Here is a 20,277-nt window from a genome sequence, read left to right as displayed (position 1 = left end):
ATAAAAGATAATAAAAAACTATATGGAAAGACCGCATTTTGTATAAAAATATACCTTAAGTTGATGGATGTGTGGTACTACCCCATCACCATCAAGCTAAGATTTTGAAGTACCCCCAAAAACGAAAATTTTGTGCATTTTATAGCAACAAAGTTCATTTTTTCGTTTTGAGGTTAACCTGCTCTGTTAGGTTGATGGGCATGGGATAACTCCACGTGACCATCAACTTAAGAAGAATCGTCACCAAAACAAAAAAAGCCCCAAATTTTTCTTGAAAATAAGTTGGGGCTTTTGAACCAGAAAAGTATATTTTTAACTATGAAAACTACGATGAATTTTTCCTTTTTTCCTACTTGCTAAATTCAGCAAGTAATATATTTTTAAAAGGATTAGGACTGTCAGTTCTACCCAAACTATTCCAATTGACGACCAACGTATGCTTGCCTCCAAGTTTACCTCCAACAAGAGTTGTAAACCCTAGAATGCCACCTGTGTGTCCCCATATCGAGACACCGCTTGGAAGCTTAGTTTCATAGATTCCAAGACCATATCCATCGATTCCTTCTTTTCCTGTAGGAACTGTAGTAAGCATTTGTTTTAGTTGCTGTTCCTTCAGTAATTTGCCACCGAGCAAGTAAGAGAAGAATTTGTTTAAGTCATCAGCAGTAGAAATCATATCTCCAGCAGAGCTACCTGCACTTGGATTATAATAAGTAACGTCTTTTAGCTCACTTGCTCCGTCTGGTTGGACATATCCACGGGCATGGTTAGTGCCTGGAATAACACTTGAATTGCCTGGTAGGAATGTATTCGACAATTCAAGTGGTTCAATAATCCTATTTTCAATCTCTTCCGCATAGCTGTTTCTGGTTACTTTTTCAATAAGAATGCCCAGTAATACGTATCCTGTGTTTGAATAAGACCAGCCCTTTCCTGGGGCAAAGTCTGGAGGCAGAGAAACCCCCATCTTCACTAACTCTTCAGCCGTATACGATTTTTTTGTATCCGTAAAATCAGCGTCTTTTGACCTTGAGTATTCAGCAATACCACTTGTATGGTTCAATATATGCCGGATAGTAATCTTGTTACCATCATATCCATTTCCTTGAATGACACCAGGCAACCAGTCTTCGATGTAGTCGTCTAGATTCAGGCGATTCTCTCCAGCTAATTGAAGTACAACTGTTGCGGTGAACGTCTTCGTCACACTCCCAATGCGAAAGCGAAAATCTGTTTTCATTGGTTTCTTGGTTCTCAGATCCGCTATTCCAGCGGCATAACTCCACGTTTTTCCACCCTCAGAAGTTTTAGCAAGTATCCCCGGGTATCCAAGTTGCAATGTATCCCGCATTGCTTGCTTGACGGAAGTACGATCTCGTTGAGTATTTGTTTGTAACGAACTAGATACATTTTGAGTGAGCTCTGCTTTTACAATTGAAGTTGGTGTTGTATATAACAGGGAACTTCCAGCTATTAAAAGGGCCAGACTTGCACATGTAATTTGACTACGTATTTTCATAAGGCATTCCTCTCCTCTATTCATATTGTATAAGTGTTTGCTTACTGTTCCTTACTTCCTGACAAGACTTAGGGAAAGGCCTTCACGCATATAGATTAAAGCCCCATTACAAAGGTATCTATCAATACCAACAATTTGAGCCATTTAAATCTCCATCCCTCCTATAACAAAATTATCCAAAGGTATGAAAGCATACTATGTACCCTTAGTTATTGTTAGTATTAACACAACATAAGACATAACCCCAACCCATATTTTACTTTATTTATCCATAATATGTATTGAGAAAGAATGTAAATTCGAATCCTTTCCGTAACACAACTATTGATCGTTTTTTTCATCTATTATAATTAATTATTTAGAATTTAATAATAAAAAACTGTAAAAAAAATAACGAGTCACTTAACGTACAGGAAGCGGTTGAAAAATATGTCTATACGCACAGTTTTCTTTTTTGATATGGTGAACCCATCGCCATCAAGGTAAGGTTTTGAAGTACCCACTAAATGAAATTTTTCTTTCTCTACAGGTAGTTATTTTGAGAAGTCATCTCATTTTTTGTTTTTGAGGTGTTACTTTTTCTTAAGTTGATGAATGTGGGGTACCGCCACATCACTATCAAGCTTAGAAAAGCAAATACCCCCAAGATGAAAAATTAGTTGTTTTCTGTAAAAAATACACAAAATTTTCATCTTGAGGGTGTAAATTCTTAAGTTGATGGGCATAGGGTATCCCACATGCCTATCAAGCTAAAAAATGGTATCCATAAAAAGAAAAAAACGCTATTCTTTTTGTAGAAATATATAGAAAGGATGGCGTTTTGTATGAATCTATTGATTCAAGATAAGTTTCATTTATTCGCTAAAGAACTAAAGCGATACCTATCTCCACATGTCCTTCAACACCTCGCACAGAAGACAGGATAGTATGTGATGGTATCCCAGTCCTAGCTCATTAGAATTATTAGAAGCTGGATTAATTTTTTAAGCTTCAAGTCTATTTTTTAAAGCACCGTAGCCGAAGCGTTAAACCTTAATATTATGCATTTCTGGGCTCACCGAACATCATTTCGGTATTGATAAGTCGTCCTCAGAGGCTAATTTCGTCTGTTTTATACGAAAGGATATCGACAAACTCAGAATGACGAAAAACAATTGAAGAGACAAAGCCAACAGAATTCCCGTTAACAACCCCAAATTTAGCGATTGACTAACGGCAATGAAAGCACCGCCGATTCCTATACTTAAACCCGGACTGAATGCGTCTGTAAATTGAAGGCTGGCAGATATCTCCCCTTCTTCACCTGCATTCGCATGCTGCAACGCAATAGCTCCGGTGGTTGGATGTGCTAACCCTATACCAAATCCGATGAAAATTTGCGAAATCACTGCAAATACGATTCCCCCTCCGTGCAGACCTACAGCTAGCATAACAGCGGCAACACCAATAACCATAAAACAAATACCAGCCGTTACCCGTTTGTTTCGACCTGCCCCGTGGTCTTTGGCATCAAACTTTGACTGGATCCAAGCTGCCATCGACCAACTTAATGCACCCGCCGCCACAATTAACCCAGCCAGATCTGCAGGCATTTTTTTCACTTCTGTCAATGCTAGGACAACATAACTTTCGGTAGCAGTATAACAAGCGACAAACAAACCTCTTGACGCAATAGTCGCAGGCAAACCTTTCCTTGCACTAAAAGTACCCCCGGGCAGCAACTTTCGCAAAGGTTGGATCATGAAAAGCACCCCCACCGCCGAAAGTACCATACCCTTCCAATCGGTTATAGAACCAAGGCCCATCATCAACAAGCCCGTTCCAATGGCCAGCACCACCGCATATCCTTCTTTCTGGATATTTTTAGAAGCTTCTTTTTCCTTCACCGAAAATTTGCGATAAGCGGGAAGCGTCAGCACTACAGCCAAACCAATGAAAGGAAGCACCATCCAAAAAACAACTCTCCAGGAGAAAAACTCAGCTAAAAGTCCAGCGATATAGGGTCCAATTAAGGCAGGTAAAATATAAGCACTTGAAAACACGGCAAGTATTTTCGTTCTCAGCTTATCGGGATAGCCTAAAGTAATGCTATAATATACGCACGTAATGATTGCTCCTGCGCCAAACCCCTGAAACACTCTCCCTGCGATTAGCATAACCATATTCACCGAGGTGGCCGCAATAACAATGCCAATCACGAAAAAAAGAATCGATGCCATAAACGATGTAAAAACGCCGTTTTTGTTAATTCGCTGACCTATAATCATGGTTCCGACGATTTGTGCCAAAAGAAAAGAACTGAATATCCAACCATACAAATGAAGAGCATGTAAATTTCGCGCTAAATTTGGAGCAATAGTGGTAATCGCCAGTCCTTCAAATGCCACTGTAGTCACAGCAAGTATGATCCCTATAGTCAGAGCTCTATACTTGGCGTCAAAAATCCCGATACTTTTATCTAATATATCCATCCTGTATCCTCCTCATTATTGTTGTCGTAGCAATACTTGACACGACAAGTATTTAATCTGTTAATATTTTTTCTAAAAAAAAGCATAGAAATAGTAGTCTTGATTATAATGGTCGCAGCAACTATATATCCCATCTATTAACACTTACCAGTCCGACTCATCGATTCTATCAAGTTTCTTTTAAAACACCTAAATATTTACTCCACAGCCCACGTAGAGAATGATTCCCTTAATATAACGACACCGAAATCATGATGCCAACCCTTGAATTTGATTAATTTTAAATATATTATTTTTTCTGACTTTTAATCAGAGTGAGAAAAACAATCAAATGAGGGAAACGCTTTACTTTCATATACCTTAAGAATAAATTCTAATCGCGGTATCCAATTATTTTTCTCTCCCTCAATGAGATGCTCAATCACTTTATGAACATTCCAGGTTTCTTCACTTTCATTGCTACTCTCGGATAAACCGGATAAAAAAATACTCCAATGTGTGTGATGTACGCTCGAGTACCTCAATCCCTTCTTTTAAGATTGAAATGCATTCATCTACTCTTCTCTCTGATTATAAATCCTTTACATTGTTATACATTACAGAAAGAATTCTCCTAAATGTTTCTACTTCCTCTTCAGACAAACCCTTGATGGTGTTCTTATACGCCTCTATGGATGGAGAAAGGATGTCATCTTTACTTTCGCGACCTTTAGGAGTCAAATATACACGTAAAGACCTTCGATCAGTTTCATGGACTACACGATAAATAAATTCCTTCTTCTCCAGTTTGAAAAGCATTCGTGCAACGTTTGTCTGATCCTTGTGCAGTCTTTCAGCAAGCTCTTTTTGGGTAATCCCTTCTTTTTCCCAAAGAACGACCAATATTTCCCACTGATCCACAGTAATATCAAAAGGATTCACCACTTTTTGATAATAGTTATTCAGCTTAAGAGCCGCACGCTGTACATTAACACCCATATATTTTTCTAATTCCATGGTCGGCCCCCTTTATAATAGACATGACTATAGTTGCTACGATTATTATATTCGTGTCTCTTTCCATTGTCAATTTCCCTAAAATAAGGTACCGTTACATCGCTATCAAGCTAAGCAAAAAAACAATAAGCTGTCCACATGGACAACTTATTTACATAATTCCCGTTAGCTGAAGTCATTTTAAAATTCTATATGTCGATTTTTTCTTTGCCCTTGCGTATAAACCACCATATCAAAGCCGCAAGTAGTATGAGGATCGGTATTCCCTGAATAAAGAGAAACCCTCCCCAAAAATCAAGTTCAGTACTATATGGAGAGTCTGTTGCCATCACACCTATAAATAAAGCCACTGGAATTGTGCATACATTTAACCCTAAACTGACCATTATGAATTTTGCATAAGCTTAGCTTGATAGCGATGGGATAGCACCAACAAAACGCGAATTTCGTACGCTAAGCAAATTTACAAAGAAAAAGCAGTAAAATCATATGAAACCTATAAATATATATTATTACTTAAAATGTGAATCTTAGTATTCTATAATCAATTAATTCTCATCGTACAAATTATCTACAGATTCTTGTAAAGAATCTAATAGATAGTCGCTGAAGTTTTCATAAGTAATAGCATACAGTTCCTTTGAAAAACGACTCCAAAAGACAACGGGGCACTCGCCATCTTTCATTTGATTGGTATCTAAACATGTCACAGTACCATCGATATCATTTAAAACAATGTATTGTTCAGGTAGGTTATATGTTTCTCTATATAACTTTGTGTGGCAAACAACGGAAGAATCTACTGCTGTTGTCTCACAACCATGTATATCCATTCCATCAAGTCCGCCACTACCATACTATTTTAAAAACCAATGGTAAGTTCTTGGGAATGTAATATTTAGTATTTGCGCTGCTTCTCGAATCGTATCTTCGTTTACACCACCCATAAAATCTCCATCTTTTCTATATGTAGAAATAATTGAAATAATCTTGTCATCCATTCTTTTATTTCCCTCCTAAATGTTCTTGCGCTCGCATTTTCCAATAGTTATTTCTAAAATTATTATACTGTTTATATAGTTCTTTGTCGTTTCTAAAACTTTCTCCTGATTCTACTAAACCATGTAATGCTTTAGTAAATTCATCATGTTTATTAGCTGGTATTTCAACCATTGCTCCAGGTTATTTTTTGCGTTAAATGATGTAACTCAATTTTATAGTTATCTTTTGTAAATGGTACACCGCCATCCAAAGCGAGTTGAAGGTTCGACTTTCCGCTTTTATTAACGGATGGTAAAACCAAGTTTTTCAACTTAGAAATTCCTTAGCGTACGAAATTCGCGTTTAGTTGGCGAGACCCCATTTTGTATACTCCTTTTTATAAGTATTTTTATTAACATATGGAACCAAAACATATACTACAAAAATAAAATATATAAATTTACAATTATTAAGAGGGATTTTGATTGTTATAAAAATCTGAAAACATGTATTACGGTTGTAAACAACTTCCCTTATTGGCTACTCAAAGTTTCTTTCAATTAGTATGAACTTGGAGAGCTAATCTAGAGTTGAAAATTTTTAATATTTAGATATAAATCAATCGAGTTATACATATACTGGATAAATTATGTTAAAATATCATTGAATATTATAAAAATACTAATTGTTCAAGTATCGGAAGGGGCTTATATATGGGGAATTCAACATCCAAATCAAAAAAACTAGTAGGATTTGTAGCAACAGCAACATTAGCTACATCAATGATTGCAGGGGCAGGTAACGCAAGTGCACAAACGACAGATTCATTAAAAGCAAGTGAGCCAGTACAGGAAAGAGCAGAAGACAAGCAACTTACATTGTTTGTTCCTCCTCAAAATGTTGTTTTTGTAGGTGATCCATTTGATCCTATGAAAGATGTATGGGCAAAAGATAAAAACGGTAAGGATATTACATCAAAAATAACTTATACAGGTCATGAAAAAGTAGACTTAACTAAAATGGGAGATTATGAATTAACTTTTACCGTTTCAGATGATGAAGGTAATACTGTTGTTCAAAAGCAACGTGTAGTAGTTACATATAAGAACGTTGATAATACCGCTCCAATTATATTTATATTACGTGATGAAATTACTCTTAATATTGGTGATTCATTTGATCCGATGGAGGATGTAAAGGGTTCAGATTCGGAAGAAGGAGATCTGACTCATAAAATAACTTATGATAATGGACTAGATACAAGTAAACCTGGTACTTACTATATAACGTATTACCTAATGGATTCCCAAGGGAAAATGGATTTAAAAACGAGAACTATAATCGTAAAAGACCAGTCGCCGGTCATTACAGCCCCAGATGAATTTATAATTACTGAAGGTGAACAATTTGATCCAATGGTTGGCGTTAAAGCTACTGACCCTGAGGATGGAGATATCACTTCTAAAGTAGAATATGAGTATTATACTGGCTCTGTAAATAAGCCAGGTACTTATAAAGTGTATTATAAGGTGACAGACTCTTTCGGAAACACAGTAAATACAGTCGCTACGTTAATTGTAAGAGAGAAAGTTACAGAGACAGATGAAGCACCAGAACTCAAAGTACCTTCTGTAACCACAATTACTGAAGGGGATAAATTTAACCCTATGATGGGAGTATCTGCTACTGATAAAGAAGACGGCAATATTACTGATAAAGTAGCAGTTGACGGTAGCGTAGATACTTCTAAACCTGGTACTTACGAGTTAACTTATACAGTTTCAGACTCTAAAGGGCATACAGTTACAGCTAAACAAACTGTTACTGTTAAACAGAAAGTAGAAACAACAAATGAAGCACCTGTATTAACTGTTCCATTTACTACGTCGCTTAAAGTTGGCGAAGAATTCGATCCGATGTCAGATGTGTCTGCAACTGATAAGGAAGATGGTAATTTAACTAATAAAGTTAAATATAAAGGTAATGTTGATACTTCAAAACCTGGTAAATACATTGTAGAATATTGGGTTGTTGATTCTAAAGGAGTTAATGCGACAGCTACACGATCCGTAATTGTGAAAGAAAATGACGAAACGCCCGATATGGAACCAAAATTAACTGTACCTACTGGAGCAACTATCAATGTAGGAGATAAATTTGACCCAATGACAGGTGTTAAAGCTATTGATAATGAAGATAGTGACATTACTGATAAAGTAACAGTTGATGGCAGCGTGGATACTTCTAAACCTGGTACTTACGAGTTAACTTATACAGTTTCAGACTCTAAAGGGCATACAGTTACTGCTAAACAAACTATTACTGTTAAACAGAAAGTAGAAACAACAAATGAAGCACCTGTATTAACTGTTCCATTTACTACTACACTTAGTGTCGGTGAAGAATTTGATCCAATGGCTGATGTATCTGCATCTGATAAGGAAGATGGTAATTTAACTAATAAAATTAAATATAAAGGTAATGTTGATACTTCAAAACCCGGTAAATACATTGTAGAATATTGGGTCGTTGATTCTAAAGGAATTAATGCGACAGCTACACAATCTGTAATTGTAAAAGAAAATGAAGAAACTTCCGATATGGAACCGAAATTAACAGTACCTACTAGAACAACGATTAATGTAGGGGATACATTCAATCCACTTTTTGGCGTTAAAGCTATTGATAATGAAGACGGCGATATTATTAATAAAGTAACAGTTGATGGCAGCGTTGATGCTTCTAAGCCTGGTACTTATGAGTTAACTTATACAGTTTCAGACTCTAAAGGGCATACAGTTACCGCTAAGCAAACTGTTATAGTGAAACAAAAAGTAGAAACAAAAGATGAAGATCCAGTTTTAACTGTACCTACTGAAGTAACTATTCATGTCGGCGATAAATACAACCCACTTTCTGGCGTTAAAGCTATCGATAAAGAAGATGGCGATATTACTGACAAAGTAATTCATATGGGCGAAGTTGATACATCTAAAGCAGGTAATTTCGAAGTTAAGTTTCTAGTTCGTGATGCAAGTGGAAATGAAGTAACGGCCACACAAAAAGTAACTGTAAAAGATACAGACACTGAAAACGGTTCTGATAATAGTAATAACAACTCTAATTCTGGAAATGGTTCTGACAATAATAATAACAACTCTAATTCTGGAAATGGTTCTGACAATAATAATAACAACTCTAACTCTGGAAATGGTTCTGATAATAGTAATAACAATACTAATTCTGGAGAAGGTCCTGACAATAGTACTACTACTACCGGAAATGTCTCTGACAATAACAACACTAGTAGTACTTTGGATAATAAAAAAGATACTATAAAAGAGCTTCCAAAAACAGGTGCAAGTTCAAATAATAGTACCGCTGTAGGTATATTAGCAATCCTTGCAGGTATGTTAATTACTTTTGGTCGTAAATTTAAAAAGGCTATCAAATAAAGATATTCATAGTCTCCAATCCTGTATTGAAGGTATTATGTTTGAGACGAGGTGGATAAATAGCATGATAAATCAAGCTGAATGGTTGTGGCAACGTATTATCGAAAGAGGATCAAATTCTGAAAGTAACTTTAAAGAATCGTTAAATCTTCAGCCAGGTGCAAGTGATGAAGATTTTCAACTTATTGAGGATACACTGGGGCTTACACTCCCTGAAGAAATGAAGAGCTTTTACAGAGTGTATAACGGACAAATTTGGGAACCTGGGGTGAATCCATTTGTAAGAAATTTGACTCTGTCTCCCATTTCTGAAATTATAGCTAATTGGGAATTTTTACAGGAAGAATTCGACCCTGATGATGATTTAGAGCCAGATATTGAAAAAGAGCTTAAACCAGCTCTTTGGAATTCTAAGTGGATTCCAATTGCAGAAAATGGTGGCGGAGATTACCTTTGCATTGATACAGATCCAACTGAAGTTGGGTTTACAGGACAGGTTTTATACTATTACCATGACTGGGGAAAGCGTGCTATCGAGGCAAAGAATATTTTTGCATTCATCGAAATTTGTTTAAAAGAAGAGAATTGTGAATAAATGTACCTAAAGTAATGTGTGCTTTAGATACATAAGAAAGGACATTACATTTTAAATATGTAATGTCCTTTAATTTATCTAAGCCAATTCATTTTAGGTCTTGATTATTAGAAATTCACGCAATCTTTTTAAATACCATTCTATCCTAGTAAACAATCCATTTTGACAGATGGTACTTGCTGCAAATGAAATCTTTCGGGTATTAAACCTATTTCACCAAAAATTTTTCTAGTTCTTCAGCTAAATGTTTAGCTCCATTAGGACTTAAAGTAATTTTTCCATTTGCTAAAGTTATATTTCTTTCAGATACCTCTCCAGTAATTTGGCAAGCATTATAAGGCGAGTATCTTTTTAAAATTATATTTTCATTATCAACAAAAATTTCTAACGGTGATTTAATCCCTATACCTAGTGTATCTCTCAATTCTTTAGGTATTACAACTCTTCCTAATTCATCAATCTTTCGAACAATTCCAGTTGCTTTCATAATATTATTCCCCCTAATAAATTATCAACCATTTATATTTTAACACCTTTTCATTATGGTTTAGATTGCTCCAATTGTTGTTTCATTTTCTTTTCATTTTCAGTTATCAGATTTATTAACTCCTTTTCTCTATCATTATAATAACTAGTTAAAGTTTCAAAGCGAAGTTTAATAAGTTTTTCAAGACTGAGCTTTTTATTATTATCAATAATTTCTTTCTCACTTAAGTAAGAAATATTATTCTTTAAGTTATAATGCTCTTTATTAATTACATCATTAATCTCCATATGAGCCTTTTTAATATTCATAAATAAATCTGCCCACTGCGTATTCAGACTAAAGTATTGATCAATCTTCCAATTTTCCCATTCTTTATATAGTTTTTCATACTCTTTATTAAGAGTTTGATATAATTCGTCAGCATTACTTACTGTCGCATAATTCCCTTTTCCTGCTTCTGCTGTATTCTTTAATTGCTGTTGTTCACTATTTTTCACATCAAATCCAATAATATTTACAACTGCATGAGTACTAGATTGGTTGAGATTTTTGGCAGCATTGACTGGATCTCCTCCACAAGTCTCTTCTCCATCACTCACAATATATACTACATTTAGGTTTTTCTCACCGGTATACTCTTTAAAATCATCATTTACAGACTCAATAGCGGATGCTAACGGCGTCCACCCCTTCGGACCAAAATTTGATAAAGCAGCATTAAATTGCTCCTTTTTATAAGGCTGTAATGGATACATTACCTCCGAAGATCCACAGGATAAACTCTTATCATTTGCATTATTACTTCCTTTATGTCCATAAACTCTTAACATTACATTTGCATTATCCGGAATCTCATCAAGATAGTTGTAAATAGCTTTCTTAGCTGCTTCCATTTGAGGAAAGTAATAAATTAGGTGATTTTGTATTATTAGAGGAAATTGATAAGCAAAACAATTCAAATGAATTTATTACCCAATTAATAGAAAATGACTTTCAATTAGTTGAGAACATTGCATATGTACGGATAAATAACAACACTCAATGTAATTAAATACTTCATTATGGAAGAAAAATTAAAAAAGACCAACCTCTTAATAAATAAGGGGTTGGTCTTTTGGGAATTCTCTATAATCTCTTAATATATTCCTTTAAAATATATCAATTACTCATAATATTTATCATATTCCACTGCATATTTAGTTTTTAATTGTTCTATTAACTTCTCATTAAATGAAATTATATCAAGTACATCCTGATTTATATACAATAAATAATTGTCATTATAAAATGAGATATATGCTGATGGATGCCCTTGTGATACATTTTGACAGTATTTATATACATCCTGATAATTTAAATTTTTTATAGATGCAAAAATTGTTGAACTTGTAAAATTATCGTTTTTTATTAATGTTTCTTTCCAATTTCTAATTTTAGTAAATTTACCTAAACCTGTTTTTTCATGAATTCTTTTACCATTTATAATATATCCACAGATAAAGGAAGAATTTATTTTTTCGTTTTGATTGAATAAATTATCCAAGATATTTTTTAATAATCGAGTGTTATTATTCACAAATAAATCCATATCGAATCTAATTCTATGATTCGAAGTTACTTGAAAAAAGGGAGTTTCTTCAGTATTTGTAAAATCTACTTTGAATTTTTTAAATTTATCCATAATTAGTTATTAAGCTCCGATTCTTCTTAATTCTAAATCATAAGTTCCAGATCTAGTTTTCTTACTTCCAAGAGCTTTTACTGAATCAGCACCTTTAAAAGCTCCACCAATGTGGCCATCTTTGTCTCTAGTTATATATTTAGGTTTTCCTTTTTTGTTATAATATACTCTTGCACCATGAGAGTAATAGTTTGTTTCTGCGTATCCCAATCTGCTTGCAACTGCTTTAGCAAGAGGTTCAGAGTTTTTCATTAGAGTTCTAATAGCAGTTGGTCCATATTTTTTTATAGCTGCTTTTAGACCGCTTTTAACTACGAATGCAACAAGAACAGGAACCAAAGGAAGAGCAGATGCCGTTATTTCTTGTGTATCAATAGAATATTGCTCACCAGTTTCTTGATCCACAAAAATGGCTTTTAAATCTTCACCTTCTACATCAGTCACAAGAATTGAAAAATTCTTCTCTATTTCATTTCCATTCTCATCATTTAGTATTGCTTTAGCACTCATTTCACTTGTTTCAGTATTATATTCCAATGTACTTTGCATTTGTACTTGATCAGTATCTAATACTGATTCAAAAGTGTCTACATTATCAACAACATTTTCAGTTATTTCAATTTGTTCGGATGTTTCTATCCCTAAATCTTCCTTTATATCAACTTTAACTTCGGTATCTATTTTACTAGTTTCAGTGTTTTCGGTAACATTTACAATTTCTTTTAATGCAGAATCATTTTCTTGCGCTGCATATACAAACCCTGTAGGAACATATGTAATGAAAAGCGCTGTAATTATACTGAAGATAAAATATTTTTTCATTAAATTCTCCACCTTATTCTTTTATTTGTACTAATCCCATCCCAAATTTTTCTTTCGCACCTAATTTTATTGCTCCAAAGCGTAGATCCTTTTCTATGTCTTTACTCCCATTTTGAAGCAATATAGAAACAATCCCTGTTGTATAAGCTGTTGCATAAGAAGTCCCGCTTTGCATTTCAACCTCTCCATGTATATTTAATACAGGTACATCTACGCCTGGTGCCACAAAATCAACCTTGCCTTGGCCGGCATAAGCATATAATTTCATATCCTCATCAATAGCAGAAATAGATAATACTTCAGGGTATTTAGCAGGGTAATCAGTAGATAAGCCAATGGTATTTCCTGTAGCAGCAATAATTATTATCCCTTTATTTGATGCATTTCTTATCGCTTCCCTTAGGTTAGGGTCATCTTTAGAAAAGCCAAAACTTAAATTGATAATATCAACACCTTGTTCAACACTCCAGTTTATCCCTGATATTATATCCGCTATTTTTCCACTACCCTTTTCATTTAAAACTTGAACATCATACAATTCAACAGCAGGATTAATTCCCACCACATTATTTCTACTTTTTGTAGAAGCAATGATACTTGCAATCATAGTTCCATGATCTAATATAGCCTCTGTCTCAAAAGTATTATTAAGCGCATTATAACTTTTCTTTACCTGGCCTTTAAGTCCCTTTATGTCCTGATTAATCCCACTATCTAAAACAGCTACTTTCACAGTTTTAGAACCTGCAATTTTGATTACATGTTCAGGAAATAACGTACAAACTGCCCAGTTTTTCTGGCAACTTTCCTCTGAGATAACATAATTATTAGATACTTTTTTAGTACATCCAAACATGATAAATAACACTAAAGCGCATACAAATAATATTATTTTCTTTATTAACACCACTCCTTTTTAACGATTCCTTCAAAAAACGTCCCCTTGTAATGAAGAGGATTAATCAACACAAACTTAAAGTTCATATGACCCTTTAAATATTAAAGTCAATTGAATGTAATAAAAAGACTGTTTTTTACCAATATTTTCTGGTATATTCAATGAGAACAGATACCATTATTTAACTTAGTTTATTATTCATATAATACGATAAAATAATTTTTAATAGATACGATTACTCAATAAATACGGATGAAAATTATCCAAAAATAATATTATTGCATATATAATTATTTAGGTTCCAAAGTTTAATAGGACAAAAATTAGGAACAGAAGCAATACATAAGTTATAAATCAACATAAAAATCAAAAATTACCTCCCCGAAAAATACTGTAAGAGATTATTGCAGTTATTTAAAATGACATTATTACGCATAAAAGATTTTTGGACATAGCTTTATCAAAACTACCATAATTTCCCAAAACCATCTTTCCATGCCTAAAAAGCCTTATCAAAATATAATTTTTCAGCTTTTTCATTACATATCAATTCTGAAACTAGTAACTAGCTATACCCATTATGATACGATCCCATATAAAATTAAAACATTCTATCTAACAGATAAATTAACAAAACAGCAACCCTATTGAAATATTGAATTAAAAATTCTAAACCTTATACTTATGCATAGAAACGTAGCATCTACTAAACGGAATAATAGCTAACTGAAATTCAAAACATGCTATAAAGGCCTCTTCAGTTCATTTGAAGAGGCCTTTATAGCATGTTTATAGATAAATAAACTACTGATAGGTTAAGGGATGTTAACTTTAGATGATTATTTTACAAAAGCTTGGCAAATGCCGTTTCAAGGAATAAACAAGCTGCATTTATTAATAGTACAAGCTATGAAGGGAGGATAATCTAAAACATGCCTAAACATAATTCTCATGGACCTAGAAAGAATAGAAATTGTAATTGTAACAAAAAACAAAAGGATTATAATTTTGTGGTTACTAGCACGCATGTAAATTGTAAAGAACCAACTTTAATTGGACCACCACCAACTTCAACCCCATCAACTCAACCACCACTAAATGGACCACCACCAACTTCCATCCCATCAACTCAACCACCACTAATTGAATCACCACCAACTTCCATCCCATCAACTACTCAACCAGGTTATTAGTTTTTGTTTTTTGTACAAAATGCATTCATAGAAGTAAAAAATGGATACTAATCCTAAAATTTTTAATTTCAATATATTAATTTAATAGGAAGGATGAATAAGATTTGCCTTTTCAGTATCAACGTAATCCCTTTAGAACATCAGAACAAGTTGTAATGACCGATGGTTGCCATGAAACAGGGGCTAAAGATTTAGGCTTTAATAATATGGAATTTGGAACACAAGTTTTTGCTGTAGAGAGTGGCACAGTAGCATTTATCAGACGCGATGCCCAATGTTTCAGCAGACCAACTGAAAACCCCAATGATGGGGCTAATATGTGGGAAGTGTTTGATATTAACACCAATGATACAATATTAACTTTTGATAGAAGCAGTCTTCAAAGTATAGAAAATGCTAGAAGGTTGTTACCAGATATGTGTGGCGCTAATGAGATAGTAGTTAGAGGTAGTGATAACTTCTTTACTGTCTATGCTCACGTTCTCCCTAGTAATAATTTAGCAGTGGGTTCCATAATTCGAACTGGAGATTTACTTGGCGAAATAGACGATTCAGCTTTAGTATCAGGACCCCATATTCATTTTGAACGCATTAGACCTAATCCTGATTTTGATCCGACTAATCCTTTTAATAGCCCTTATTGGACTAATGGTGGAACTTGTAATTGGACGATGTTTAACGTCTCAGGCATTGTTCCTACTCCCCAAAATGGATGGGTAGAAGATGAAGATAGCGGAATATGGTACGCTTATATTAATCGCACGCGCCAGAGAAACCGATTTGTGTCAACTAATAACATCAGATGGTACTACGTAGATAATAACGGATTCTATACAGGAAGCTTTTACTACTTTGATAATGATCCAAATAGACAATATTTTCGCTTGTGGTGGGCTCCTAATCGGACATGGTATAGATGGAATGGTTCGGAATGGGTAATTGAATAAAAAAGTAATGCACTTTTTAGCACAGTAGCCTCTAACCAACTCACTATATTATTTCATAACGTTATTCAAAAGCAACTATACTAAGTGAATCGTATTTCGTTACCGATATAGGTAATAATTTTCTTTTTCAAAAATAAGTGTAATAATAGCAAAGCTTACAATATATCACACTTATCGCCAAGCTTTCCTAGAAAATAAGCTGAATTAATAGGGAAGCTTGGCGAAGGACTAAAACTAGTATATAAGTTTCAACTTCAGAACAACTATCAAACTATCGTTAATTGTGTAAAAAATATAAATACATACATCATTATCTTTCGTAGCCCAATTATTTTTATAACCTTAGGTCACTACGATAGTATAAGGTGTTGCAAAGTACATAAAAATGTATAAAGAAGTAGATATAGTCTTATAATTTAGATGCATAAAAACTAAATCCTAAACCTTTATTAAAGACATCATAAATACTGCCCTTTACAAAAACAGTTATAACATAGTTATTCTTTTTAAAAAGCATGAGATTTTAAAAAAAATTAATCAAAATAATATCTCGAAAGCCCCATTCCAATATAGCTTTTAAGCCTTTTCATTTCTTATCACTTCTAAAACAATAGCGTTCCCTTTTTCATCTTTAATAATTTTTATGAATTCTACTTCTTGAATATCCCCTTCACTATTAGGGTTATCCAATAATATAAACCCAGATGTCCCCTGGTCACCAATTGCTGCTTCCTTAGTTCTAAATAACCTGCTGTCCATCAGTATTTAACTTCAGCTCCCATTGAAATCATCCTTTCTGATTGCACTAAAACTTTGTAAATATATTTGAAACTGATAATCCTATTATGAATTTATCTGTCACCCTTTATTTTATATATACTACTCTTTAGCTTAGGCTTCTTGTGTAACCGTACTTTAGTTCCATTAATATCTAAGTCAATTTTTTCTTCCTCTAAAACCTCCATTTTCTCTTCATGTTCCTTTTTAATTCTGTCTCTTTCTTCTTTTTTCTTAGTTGCTTTTGGACCAATTACGAACAGAATTAAGAATATACTTACCATTACAACAAAAGTAGTCACTAGCACCTCTCCCCCTTGGCCAAAGCCACGTACCATATATTTTTTAATCTATTAGATTTAACCTTGAAATCGACAGGAGAATGAGCACTAGCATCATTACACAGAAATATTATAGAAATTACTTGCACTACTCCTCCTTCTCCTTTTATAAACCGAAATTATAAATGACGCAGTAAGGCCGGTACTAGTAATGTCATTACAAATATAAAAATGGAACTATATCTCAAACTTGAACTCCATTTTCCATATTTGGGATGTTCTAATTTCTTATAAAGCATACCTAATGCTAAAGATATCAAAAACATTAATACAGCTGTTCCTAAAATTATAGAAGTAATTAAGCCCACCATATTACTCATAAAGGTTTGAAAATCAAAAGAACGTGTCGTCAACATTAACACTGGTAGAATCCTTATTAAAAGTATGAGAATAAATGAACCTACTCCAAAATATATAGATCTTTTTTTCCACTTTATATGTTTAAACCATAACGAAGCCCCAAAAACTAATAATGATATTAAAATTACTACAGAAAGTATAAGGAAAATAACATCAAAGAATGCAGGCACACTCGCATGGACTACACCATCTTTTATTACATCACTGCCACCATTAAACAAAGAACCAAACCAGTCTACAATCCAATCGGTCATCCACGAAATATCGAATGGTAAATCTTCGTTTTTTGTTTGCGCAGGAGCAACTGAGTTGAAAATTTTCAAATTCTCCTCCCCCTTCATTAAAAATTACCCCCTTTACTTTAAGTATATAAATTTCCTTAACCAAAACTAAGAAAGTATTAAATCATCCTTGATTAAATAGAAGAACCACACTTATGAATAGCAATTTCATTTGTTACATTTGTACACTCGCTTTTTGATAACTATCCATTGCATTTAGCTTTGTCCCTATTTTGGAATAAGTAAAAAAGTACCCATCCAATTGTGATACACATAATAATTGGATGAGTACTTCATTACACATTCTTTATTCTATTTTTATTGATATAGAAGAGGTTTATACATTTCATGGTGATAGAAACTATAGTAACCAATTAAATAATTTTTAAATATTACTACGTAATTCAATCGATATAAGAAAATAAAATTTTACAAACCTTTGATGATAGCTTCTTGGTTTATCGGATAGAACATATGTATGAAAAACGCAGTATAATATCGGTTTTTCTAACCTTGTAAATGACTTAATATATATCTTTGCGTATTTATGTCTTGGCGTTTTAATGCCGTTACTAATTCTCGATTAACATCTGATACAGGTAATGGTTCTCCATATATATCAAATAATCTTATACCGAACTTACTTAAAATCCGTATATTATTAAGATTCCTACTCTCTTGTGTATAACTAATAATATGGCGGAAATTAATCCCAAAACTTATCATAAACTAATGCTCCCTCTTCAATGTAAATAGATATTGATATACTTCTATTTATTCTCGAGGAATCCCTTGAAGCTTAATAAGCCCTATATATTTCTCAATACCATAACAGTATAAGCTCTCTCTTTTTCTACTATAGTGCTACGCCACTTCTTATAAGAAGTATTCAATAGACAACAATTGATAAATCAAAATCAAAAAAAGCATTAACGAAACTTGTACTGTCTTAACTATACTTTTTCAAAATTAAAAGCATGTACATTATTACAATTCAGAATATTCTGTATATTAGTGAAAAAAAACGTAGTTAAATTTAATTTATCTAATTCCTGTTATTATCAGAATAAGCCTTTACAGAGAAATGGGGGATATTATGACTGTTCAAGAAAAAAGTAATAAGCAATTGATGGAATTATTACATGAATGGTATGAAGAAATTCGTTTATATCATGTAAAAGAAGCAAAACAGACATATCTACAAGTAAAAGAACGTTTAAAGGAAATAGAAACAGACCAATATGTATCATTCTATTATTCCCTACTGAATTTTAGATATAAAGTCTTGGTAGATGGAATGAGTATTACAAAAGATTCTTTTAATCAAATAGAAAAACTCCCTAATATTAAAGAGGAATTTTCATTTTTAGCTTACTATTATTATTTCTTTAAGGCAATCCACTCTACAATTTTAGCAAATTATACTGAAGCGAAAACACACTATGAAAAGGCAAAAGAACTTTTAATTGATATACCTGATGAAGTAGAAAAAGCCGAGTTTGAGTATAGATTTTCAACTTACTGTTATCAATCTTATCAACCATTTGAAGCGATTCAACATGTAGTAAAATCCAAAGAAATATACCGGAATCATGTAGGCTATGAAATTAATATTGCTTTATGCGACAATGTATATGGACTGGCTTGTATAGATCTAAGAGAATTTGAAAGAGCGGAAGAATGTCTCAATACGGTTATTGATGTTTGTAAGAAGTATGATGAAGAACAATTATTATTACGAGTACGATCCAATTTAGGCTGGTTATATAATATTCAAGATTTATATCCATTGGCGATTAGACAGAGTTCTGAAATTATAAATACCATACCGAACCATTTTAAAGCATTATTTGTCTTAGCAAGAGCATATTATAAATTAGAAGGCGTTGAAACAGCAAAAGCATATATCGAGAAAGGAATAAAGTATACAAATGAATCAGGAAATGAGGAATATAAGCATCGTTTCGCAGTTTTAAATGAACTAATCACAGAACTACCTAGAATTAAACTAGAAAAAGTTGTTACTGATGCAATTTCTTATTTTGAAAAAGAGGACATGTGGGATTGTGTAAAAGAATATGCAGAGATTTTAGCACTCCAATTTTACGAGGCAAATAATCATGTTAAAGCGAGCAAATATTTCTATATTAGTAATAATGCTGATAAGAAACATTTGAGAAAAGGAGCGTTAAAGTAATGAAAAAAATAAAAAAAGTGTTATTGAGTATGGTAGTAGTAAGTGCATTAGCATGTAGCATGATTAGTTTAAATGTATCACAAAACTCTTCGTTTAATGGTGGAGATACGCCAGCACCAACAAAACCGATTGTCTCTAGCGGGGTATCTATTGATTAACGAAATACATTTTTCTCGCTTTTGAAATCAGAAAATTCAGCCTATTAATCCTTAAAAAATGTTGAATAAAATGGATAAAATATCGAACCCCTAGTCCGAAACACATTTGTTTCGGACT

The 20,277-nt window shown here is 33.3% G+C and carries 20 protein-coding genes and 2 pseudogenes; 6 read left to right on the top strand and 16 right to left on the bottom strand.

Going from position 1 to position 20,277, the window contains the following annotated elements:
- Positions 1 to 349: 349 nt before the first annotated feature.
- From V7S50_RS32760 to V7S50_RS32730, 7 genes and pseudogenes are all read right to left on the bottom strand, one after another.
- Positions 350 to 1,519 (bottom strand): serine hydrolase domain-containing protein, encoded by a 1,170-nt coding sequence (locus V7S50_RS32760; RefSeq protein WP_336376770.1) that lies wholly within the window; start codon positions 1,517 to 1,519, stop codon positions 350 to 352.
- Positions 1,520 to 2,583: 1,064 nt separating this feature from the next.
- Entirely contained in the window at positions 2,584 to 3,990 is a 1,407-nt protein-coding gene (locus tag V7S50_RS32755) for an MFS transporter (protein ID WP_336376771.1), read from the bottom strand.
- Positions 3,991 to 4,560: 570 nt separating this feature from the next.
- Positions 4,561 to 4,986 (bottom strand): MarR family winged helix-turn-helix transcriptional regulator, encoded by a 426-nt coding sequence (locus tag V7S50_RS32750; RefSeq protein WP_199710729.1) that lies wholly within the window; start codon positions 4,984 to 4,986, stop codon positions 4,561 to 4,563.
- A 188-nt stretch (positions 4,987 to 5,174) separates the two neighbouring features.
- Positions 5,175 to 5,378, bottom strand: a pseudogene (locus V7S50_RS32745) (hypothetical protein); the annotation flags it as partial.
- 156 nt (positions 5,379 to 5,534) lie between these two features.
- Positions 5,535 to 5,933 (bottom strand): annotated as a pseudogene (locus V7S50_RS32740) (SMI1/KNR4 family protein).
- A 58-nt stretch (positions 5,934 to 5,991) separates the two neighbouring features.
- Positions 5,992 to 6,159 (bottom strand): HNH/ENDO VII family nuclease, encoded by a 168-nt coding sequence (locus V7S50_RS32735; RefSeq protein ID WP_336376772.1) that lies wholly within the window; start codon positions 6,157 to 6,159, stop codon positions 5,992 to 5,994.
- On the bottom strand, positions 6,152 to 6,298 hold the full coding sequence (locus V7S50_RS32730; protein ID WP_336376773.1) for a hypothetical protein: 147 nt from the start codon (positions 6,296 to 6,298) through the stop codon (positions 6,152 to 6,154). The genes V7S50_RS32735 and V7S50_RS32730 overlap by 8 nt, the downstream gene beginning before the upstream one ends.
- Positions 6,299 to 6,680: 382 nt before the next feature.
- On the opposite strand from V7S50_RS32730, the gene V7S50_RS32725 reads away from it, so the two are divergent.
- Positions 6,681 to 9,422 carry an immunoglobulin-like domain-containing protein gene (locus V7S50_RS32725; RefSeq protein WP_336376774.1) on the top strand — a complete coding sequence of 914 codons (2,742 nt, stop codon included), beginning with the start codon at positions 6,681 to 6,683 and terminating at the stop codon, positions 9,420 to 9,422.
- Positions 9,423 to 9,486: 64 nt separating this feature from the next.
- On the top strand, positions 9,487 to 10,017 hold the full coding sequence (locus tag V7S50_RS32720) for an SMI1/KNR4 family protein (RefSeq protein WP_336376775.1): 531 nt from the start codon (positions 9,487 to 9,489) through the stop codon (positions 10,015 to 10,017).
- A gap of 208 nt (positions 10,018 to 10,225) precedes the next feature.
- Here V7S50_RS32720 and V7S50_RS32715 read toward each other — a convergent pair whose 3' ends face one another.
- The 5 genes from V7S50_RS32715 to V7S50_RS32695 form a co-directional block, all read right to left on the bottom strand.
- On the bottom strand, positions 10,226 to 10,504 hold the full coding sequence (locus V7S50_RS32715; RefSeq protein ID WP_336376776.1) for an AbrB/MazE/SpoVT family DNA-binding domain-containing protein: 279 nt from the start codon (positions 10,502 to 10,504) through the stop codon (positions 10,226 to 10,228).
- A 53-nt stretch (positions 10,505 to 10,557) separates the two neighbouring features.
- The gene (locus V7S50_RS32710; RefSeq protein WP_336584456.1) at positions 10,558 to 11,463 is read right to left on the bottom strand and encodes a hypothetical protein; all 906 of its coding nucleotides are present in this window, start codon (positions 11,461 to 11,463) and stop codon (positions 10,558 to 10,560) included.
- A 203-nt stretch (positions 11,464 to 11,666) separates the two neighbouring features.
- Positions 11,667 to 12,185 (bottom strand): hypothetical protein, encoded by a 519-nt coding sequence (locus V7S50_RS32705; protein WP_000357144.1) that lies wholly within the window; start codon positions 12,183 to 12,185, stop codon positions 11,667 to 11,669.
- 9 nt (positions 12,186 to 12,194) lie between these two features.
- On the bottom strand, positions 12,195 to 13,007 hold the full coding sequence (locus V7S50_RS32700; protein WP_336376778.1) for an SAR2788 family putative toxin: 813 nt from the start codon (positions 13,005 to 13,007) through the stop codon (positions 12,195 to 12,197).
- A gap of 13 nt (positions 13,008 to 13,020) precedes the next feature.
- Positions 13,021 to 13,914: a S8 family peptidase gene (locus V7S50_RS32695; protein ID WP_336376779.1), complete on the bottom strand. Its 894-nt coding sequence runs from the start codon at positions 13,912 to 13,914 to the stop codon at positions 13,021 to 13,023.
- Positions 13,915 to 14,915: 1,001 nt separating this feature from the next.
- On the opposite strand from V7S50_RS32695, the gene V7S50_RS32690 reads away from it, so the two are divergent.
- Entirely contained in the window at positions 14,916 to 15,098 is a 183-nt protein-coding gene (locus V7S50_RS32690) for a hypothetical protein (protein ID WP_336376780.1), read from the top strand.
- 104 nt (positions 15,099 to 15,202) lie between these two features.
- Positions 15,203 to 16,045 carry a M23 family metallopeptidase gene (locus V7S50_RS32685; RefSeq protein WP_242253583.1) on the top strand — a complete coding sequence of 281 codons (843 nt, stop codon included), beginning with the start codon at positions 15,203 to 15,205 and terminating at the stop codon, positions 16,043 to 16,045.
- A 576-nt stretch (positions 16,046 to 16,621) separates the two neighbouring features.
- Here V7S50_RS32685 and V7S50_RS32680 read toward each other — a convergent pair.
- From V7S50_RS32680 to V7S50_RS32665, 4 genes are all read right to left on the bottom strand, one after another.
- Positions 16,622 to 16,804 (bottom strand): hypothetical protein, encoded by a 183-nt coding sequence (locus V7S50_RS32680; protein WP_242253584.1) that lies wholly within the window; start codon positions 16,802 to 16,804, stop codon positions 16,622 to 16,624.
- Positions 16,805 to 16,896: 92 nt separating this feature from the next.
- Positions 16,897 to 17,124, bottom strand: coding sequence for a hypothetical protein (locus V7S50_RS32675; protein ID WP_000206850.1), 228 nt, complete (start codon positions 17,122 to 17,124; stop codon positions 16,897 to 16,899).
- 158 nt (positions 17,125 to 17,282) lie between these two features.
- Entirely contained in the window at positions 17,283 to 17,864 is a 582-nt protein-coding gene (locus V7S50_RS32670; RefSeq protein ID WP_336376781.1) for a hypothetical protein, read from the bottom strand.
- Between the two features lie 447 nt (positions 17,865 to 18,311).
- On the bottom strand, positions 18,312 to 18,530 hold the full coding sequence (locus tag V7S50_RS32665; RefSeq protein ID WP_252209299.1) for a hypothetical protein: 219 nt from the start codon (positions 18,528 to 18,530) through the stop codon (positions 18,312 to 18,314).
- Between the two features lie 370 nt (positions 18,531 to 18,900).
- Between V7S50_RS32665 and V7S50_RS32660 the strand changes: the two genes are divergently transcribed.
- Positions 18,901 to 20,001, top strand: coding sequence for a response regulator aspartate phosphatase (locus V7S50_RS32660; protein WP_242253587.1), 1,101 nt, complete (start codon positions 18,901 to 18,903; stop codon positions 19,999 to 20,001).
- Positions 20,001 to 20,159 carry a Phr family secreted Rap phosphatase inhibitor gene (locus V7S50_RS32655; RefSeq protein ID WP_000721407.1) on the top strand — a complete coding sequence of 53 codons (159 nt, stop codon included), beginning with the start codon at positions 20,001 to 20,003 and terminating at the stop codon, positions 20,157 to 20,159. The genes V7S50_RS32660 and V7S50_RS32655 overlap by 1 nt, the downstream gene beginning before the upstream one ends.
- Positions 20,160 to 20,277 lie beyond the last annotated feature (118 nt).

The organism is Bacillus sp. CCNWLW194, assembly GCF_037120585.1.
Lineage (GTDB): Bacteria > Bacillota > Bacilli > Bacillales > Bacillaceae_G > Bacillus_A > Bacillus_A basilensis.
This window is presented reverse-complemented; position numbering and strand designations above follow the sequence as displayed.

Bases quoted from the DNA above. Each gene is read 5' to 3' on its own strand.
- V7S50_RS32715 (WP_336376776.1), bottom strand. From the start codon at position 10,504: ATGAAAGCAACTGGAATTGTTCGAAAGATTGATGAATTAGGAAGAGTT.
- V7S50_RS32670 (WP_336376781.1), bottom strand. From the start codon at position 17,864: ATGAAGGGGGAGGAGAATTTGAAAATTTTCAACTCAGTTGCTCCTGCG.
- V7S50_RS32660 (WP_242253587.1), top strand. From the start codon at position 18,901: ATGACTGTTCAAGAAAAAAGTAATAAGCAATTGATGGAATTATTACAT.
- V7S50_RS32725 (WP_336376774.1), top strand. From the start codon at position 6,681: ATGGGGAATTCAACATCCAAATCAAAAAAACTAGTAGGATTTGTAGCA.
- V7S50_RS32750 (WP_199710729.1), bottom strand. From the start codon at position 4,986: ATGGAATTAGAAAAATATATGGGTGTTAATGTACAGCGTGCGGCTCTT.
- V7S50_RS32655 (WP_000721407.1), top strand. From the start codon at position 20,001: ATGAAAAAAATAAAAAAAGTGTTATTGAGTATGGTAGTAGTAAGTGCA.
- V7S50_RS32680 (WP_242253584.1), bottom strand. From the start codon at position 16,804: ATGGACAGCAGGTTATTTAGAACTAAGGAAGCAGCAATTGGTGACCAG.
- V7S50_RS32700 (WP_336376778.1), bottom strand. From the start codon at position 13,007: ATGAAAAAATATTTTATCTTCAGTATAATTACAGCGCTTTTCATTACA.
- V7S50_RS32735 (WP_336376772.1), bottom strand. From the start codon at position 6,159: ATGGTTGAAATACCAGCTAATAAACATGATGAATTTACTAAAGCATTA.
- V7S50_RS32665 (WP_252209299.1), bottom strand. From the start codon at position 18,530: ATGATAAGTTTTGGGATTAATTTCCGCCATATTATTAGTTATACACAA.
- V7S50_RS32720 (WP_336376775.1), top strand. From the start codon at position 9,487: ATGATAAATCAAGCTGAATGGTTGTGGCAACGTATTATCGAAAGAGGA.
- V7S50_RS32755 (WP_336376771.1), bottom strand. From the start codon at position 3,990: ATGGATATATTAGATAAAAGTATCGGGATTTTTGACGCCAAGTATAGA.
- V7S50_RS32705 (WP_000357144.1), bottom strand. From the start codon at position 12,185: ATGGATAAATTTAAAAAATTCAAAGTAGATTTTACAAATACTGAAGAA.
- V7S50_RS32760 (WP_336376770.1), bottom strand. From the start codon at position 1,519: ATGAAAATACGTAGTCAAATTACATGTGCAAGTCTGGCCCTTTTAATA.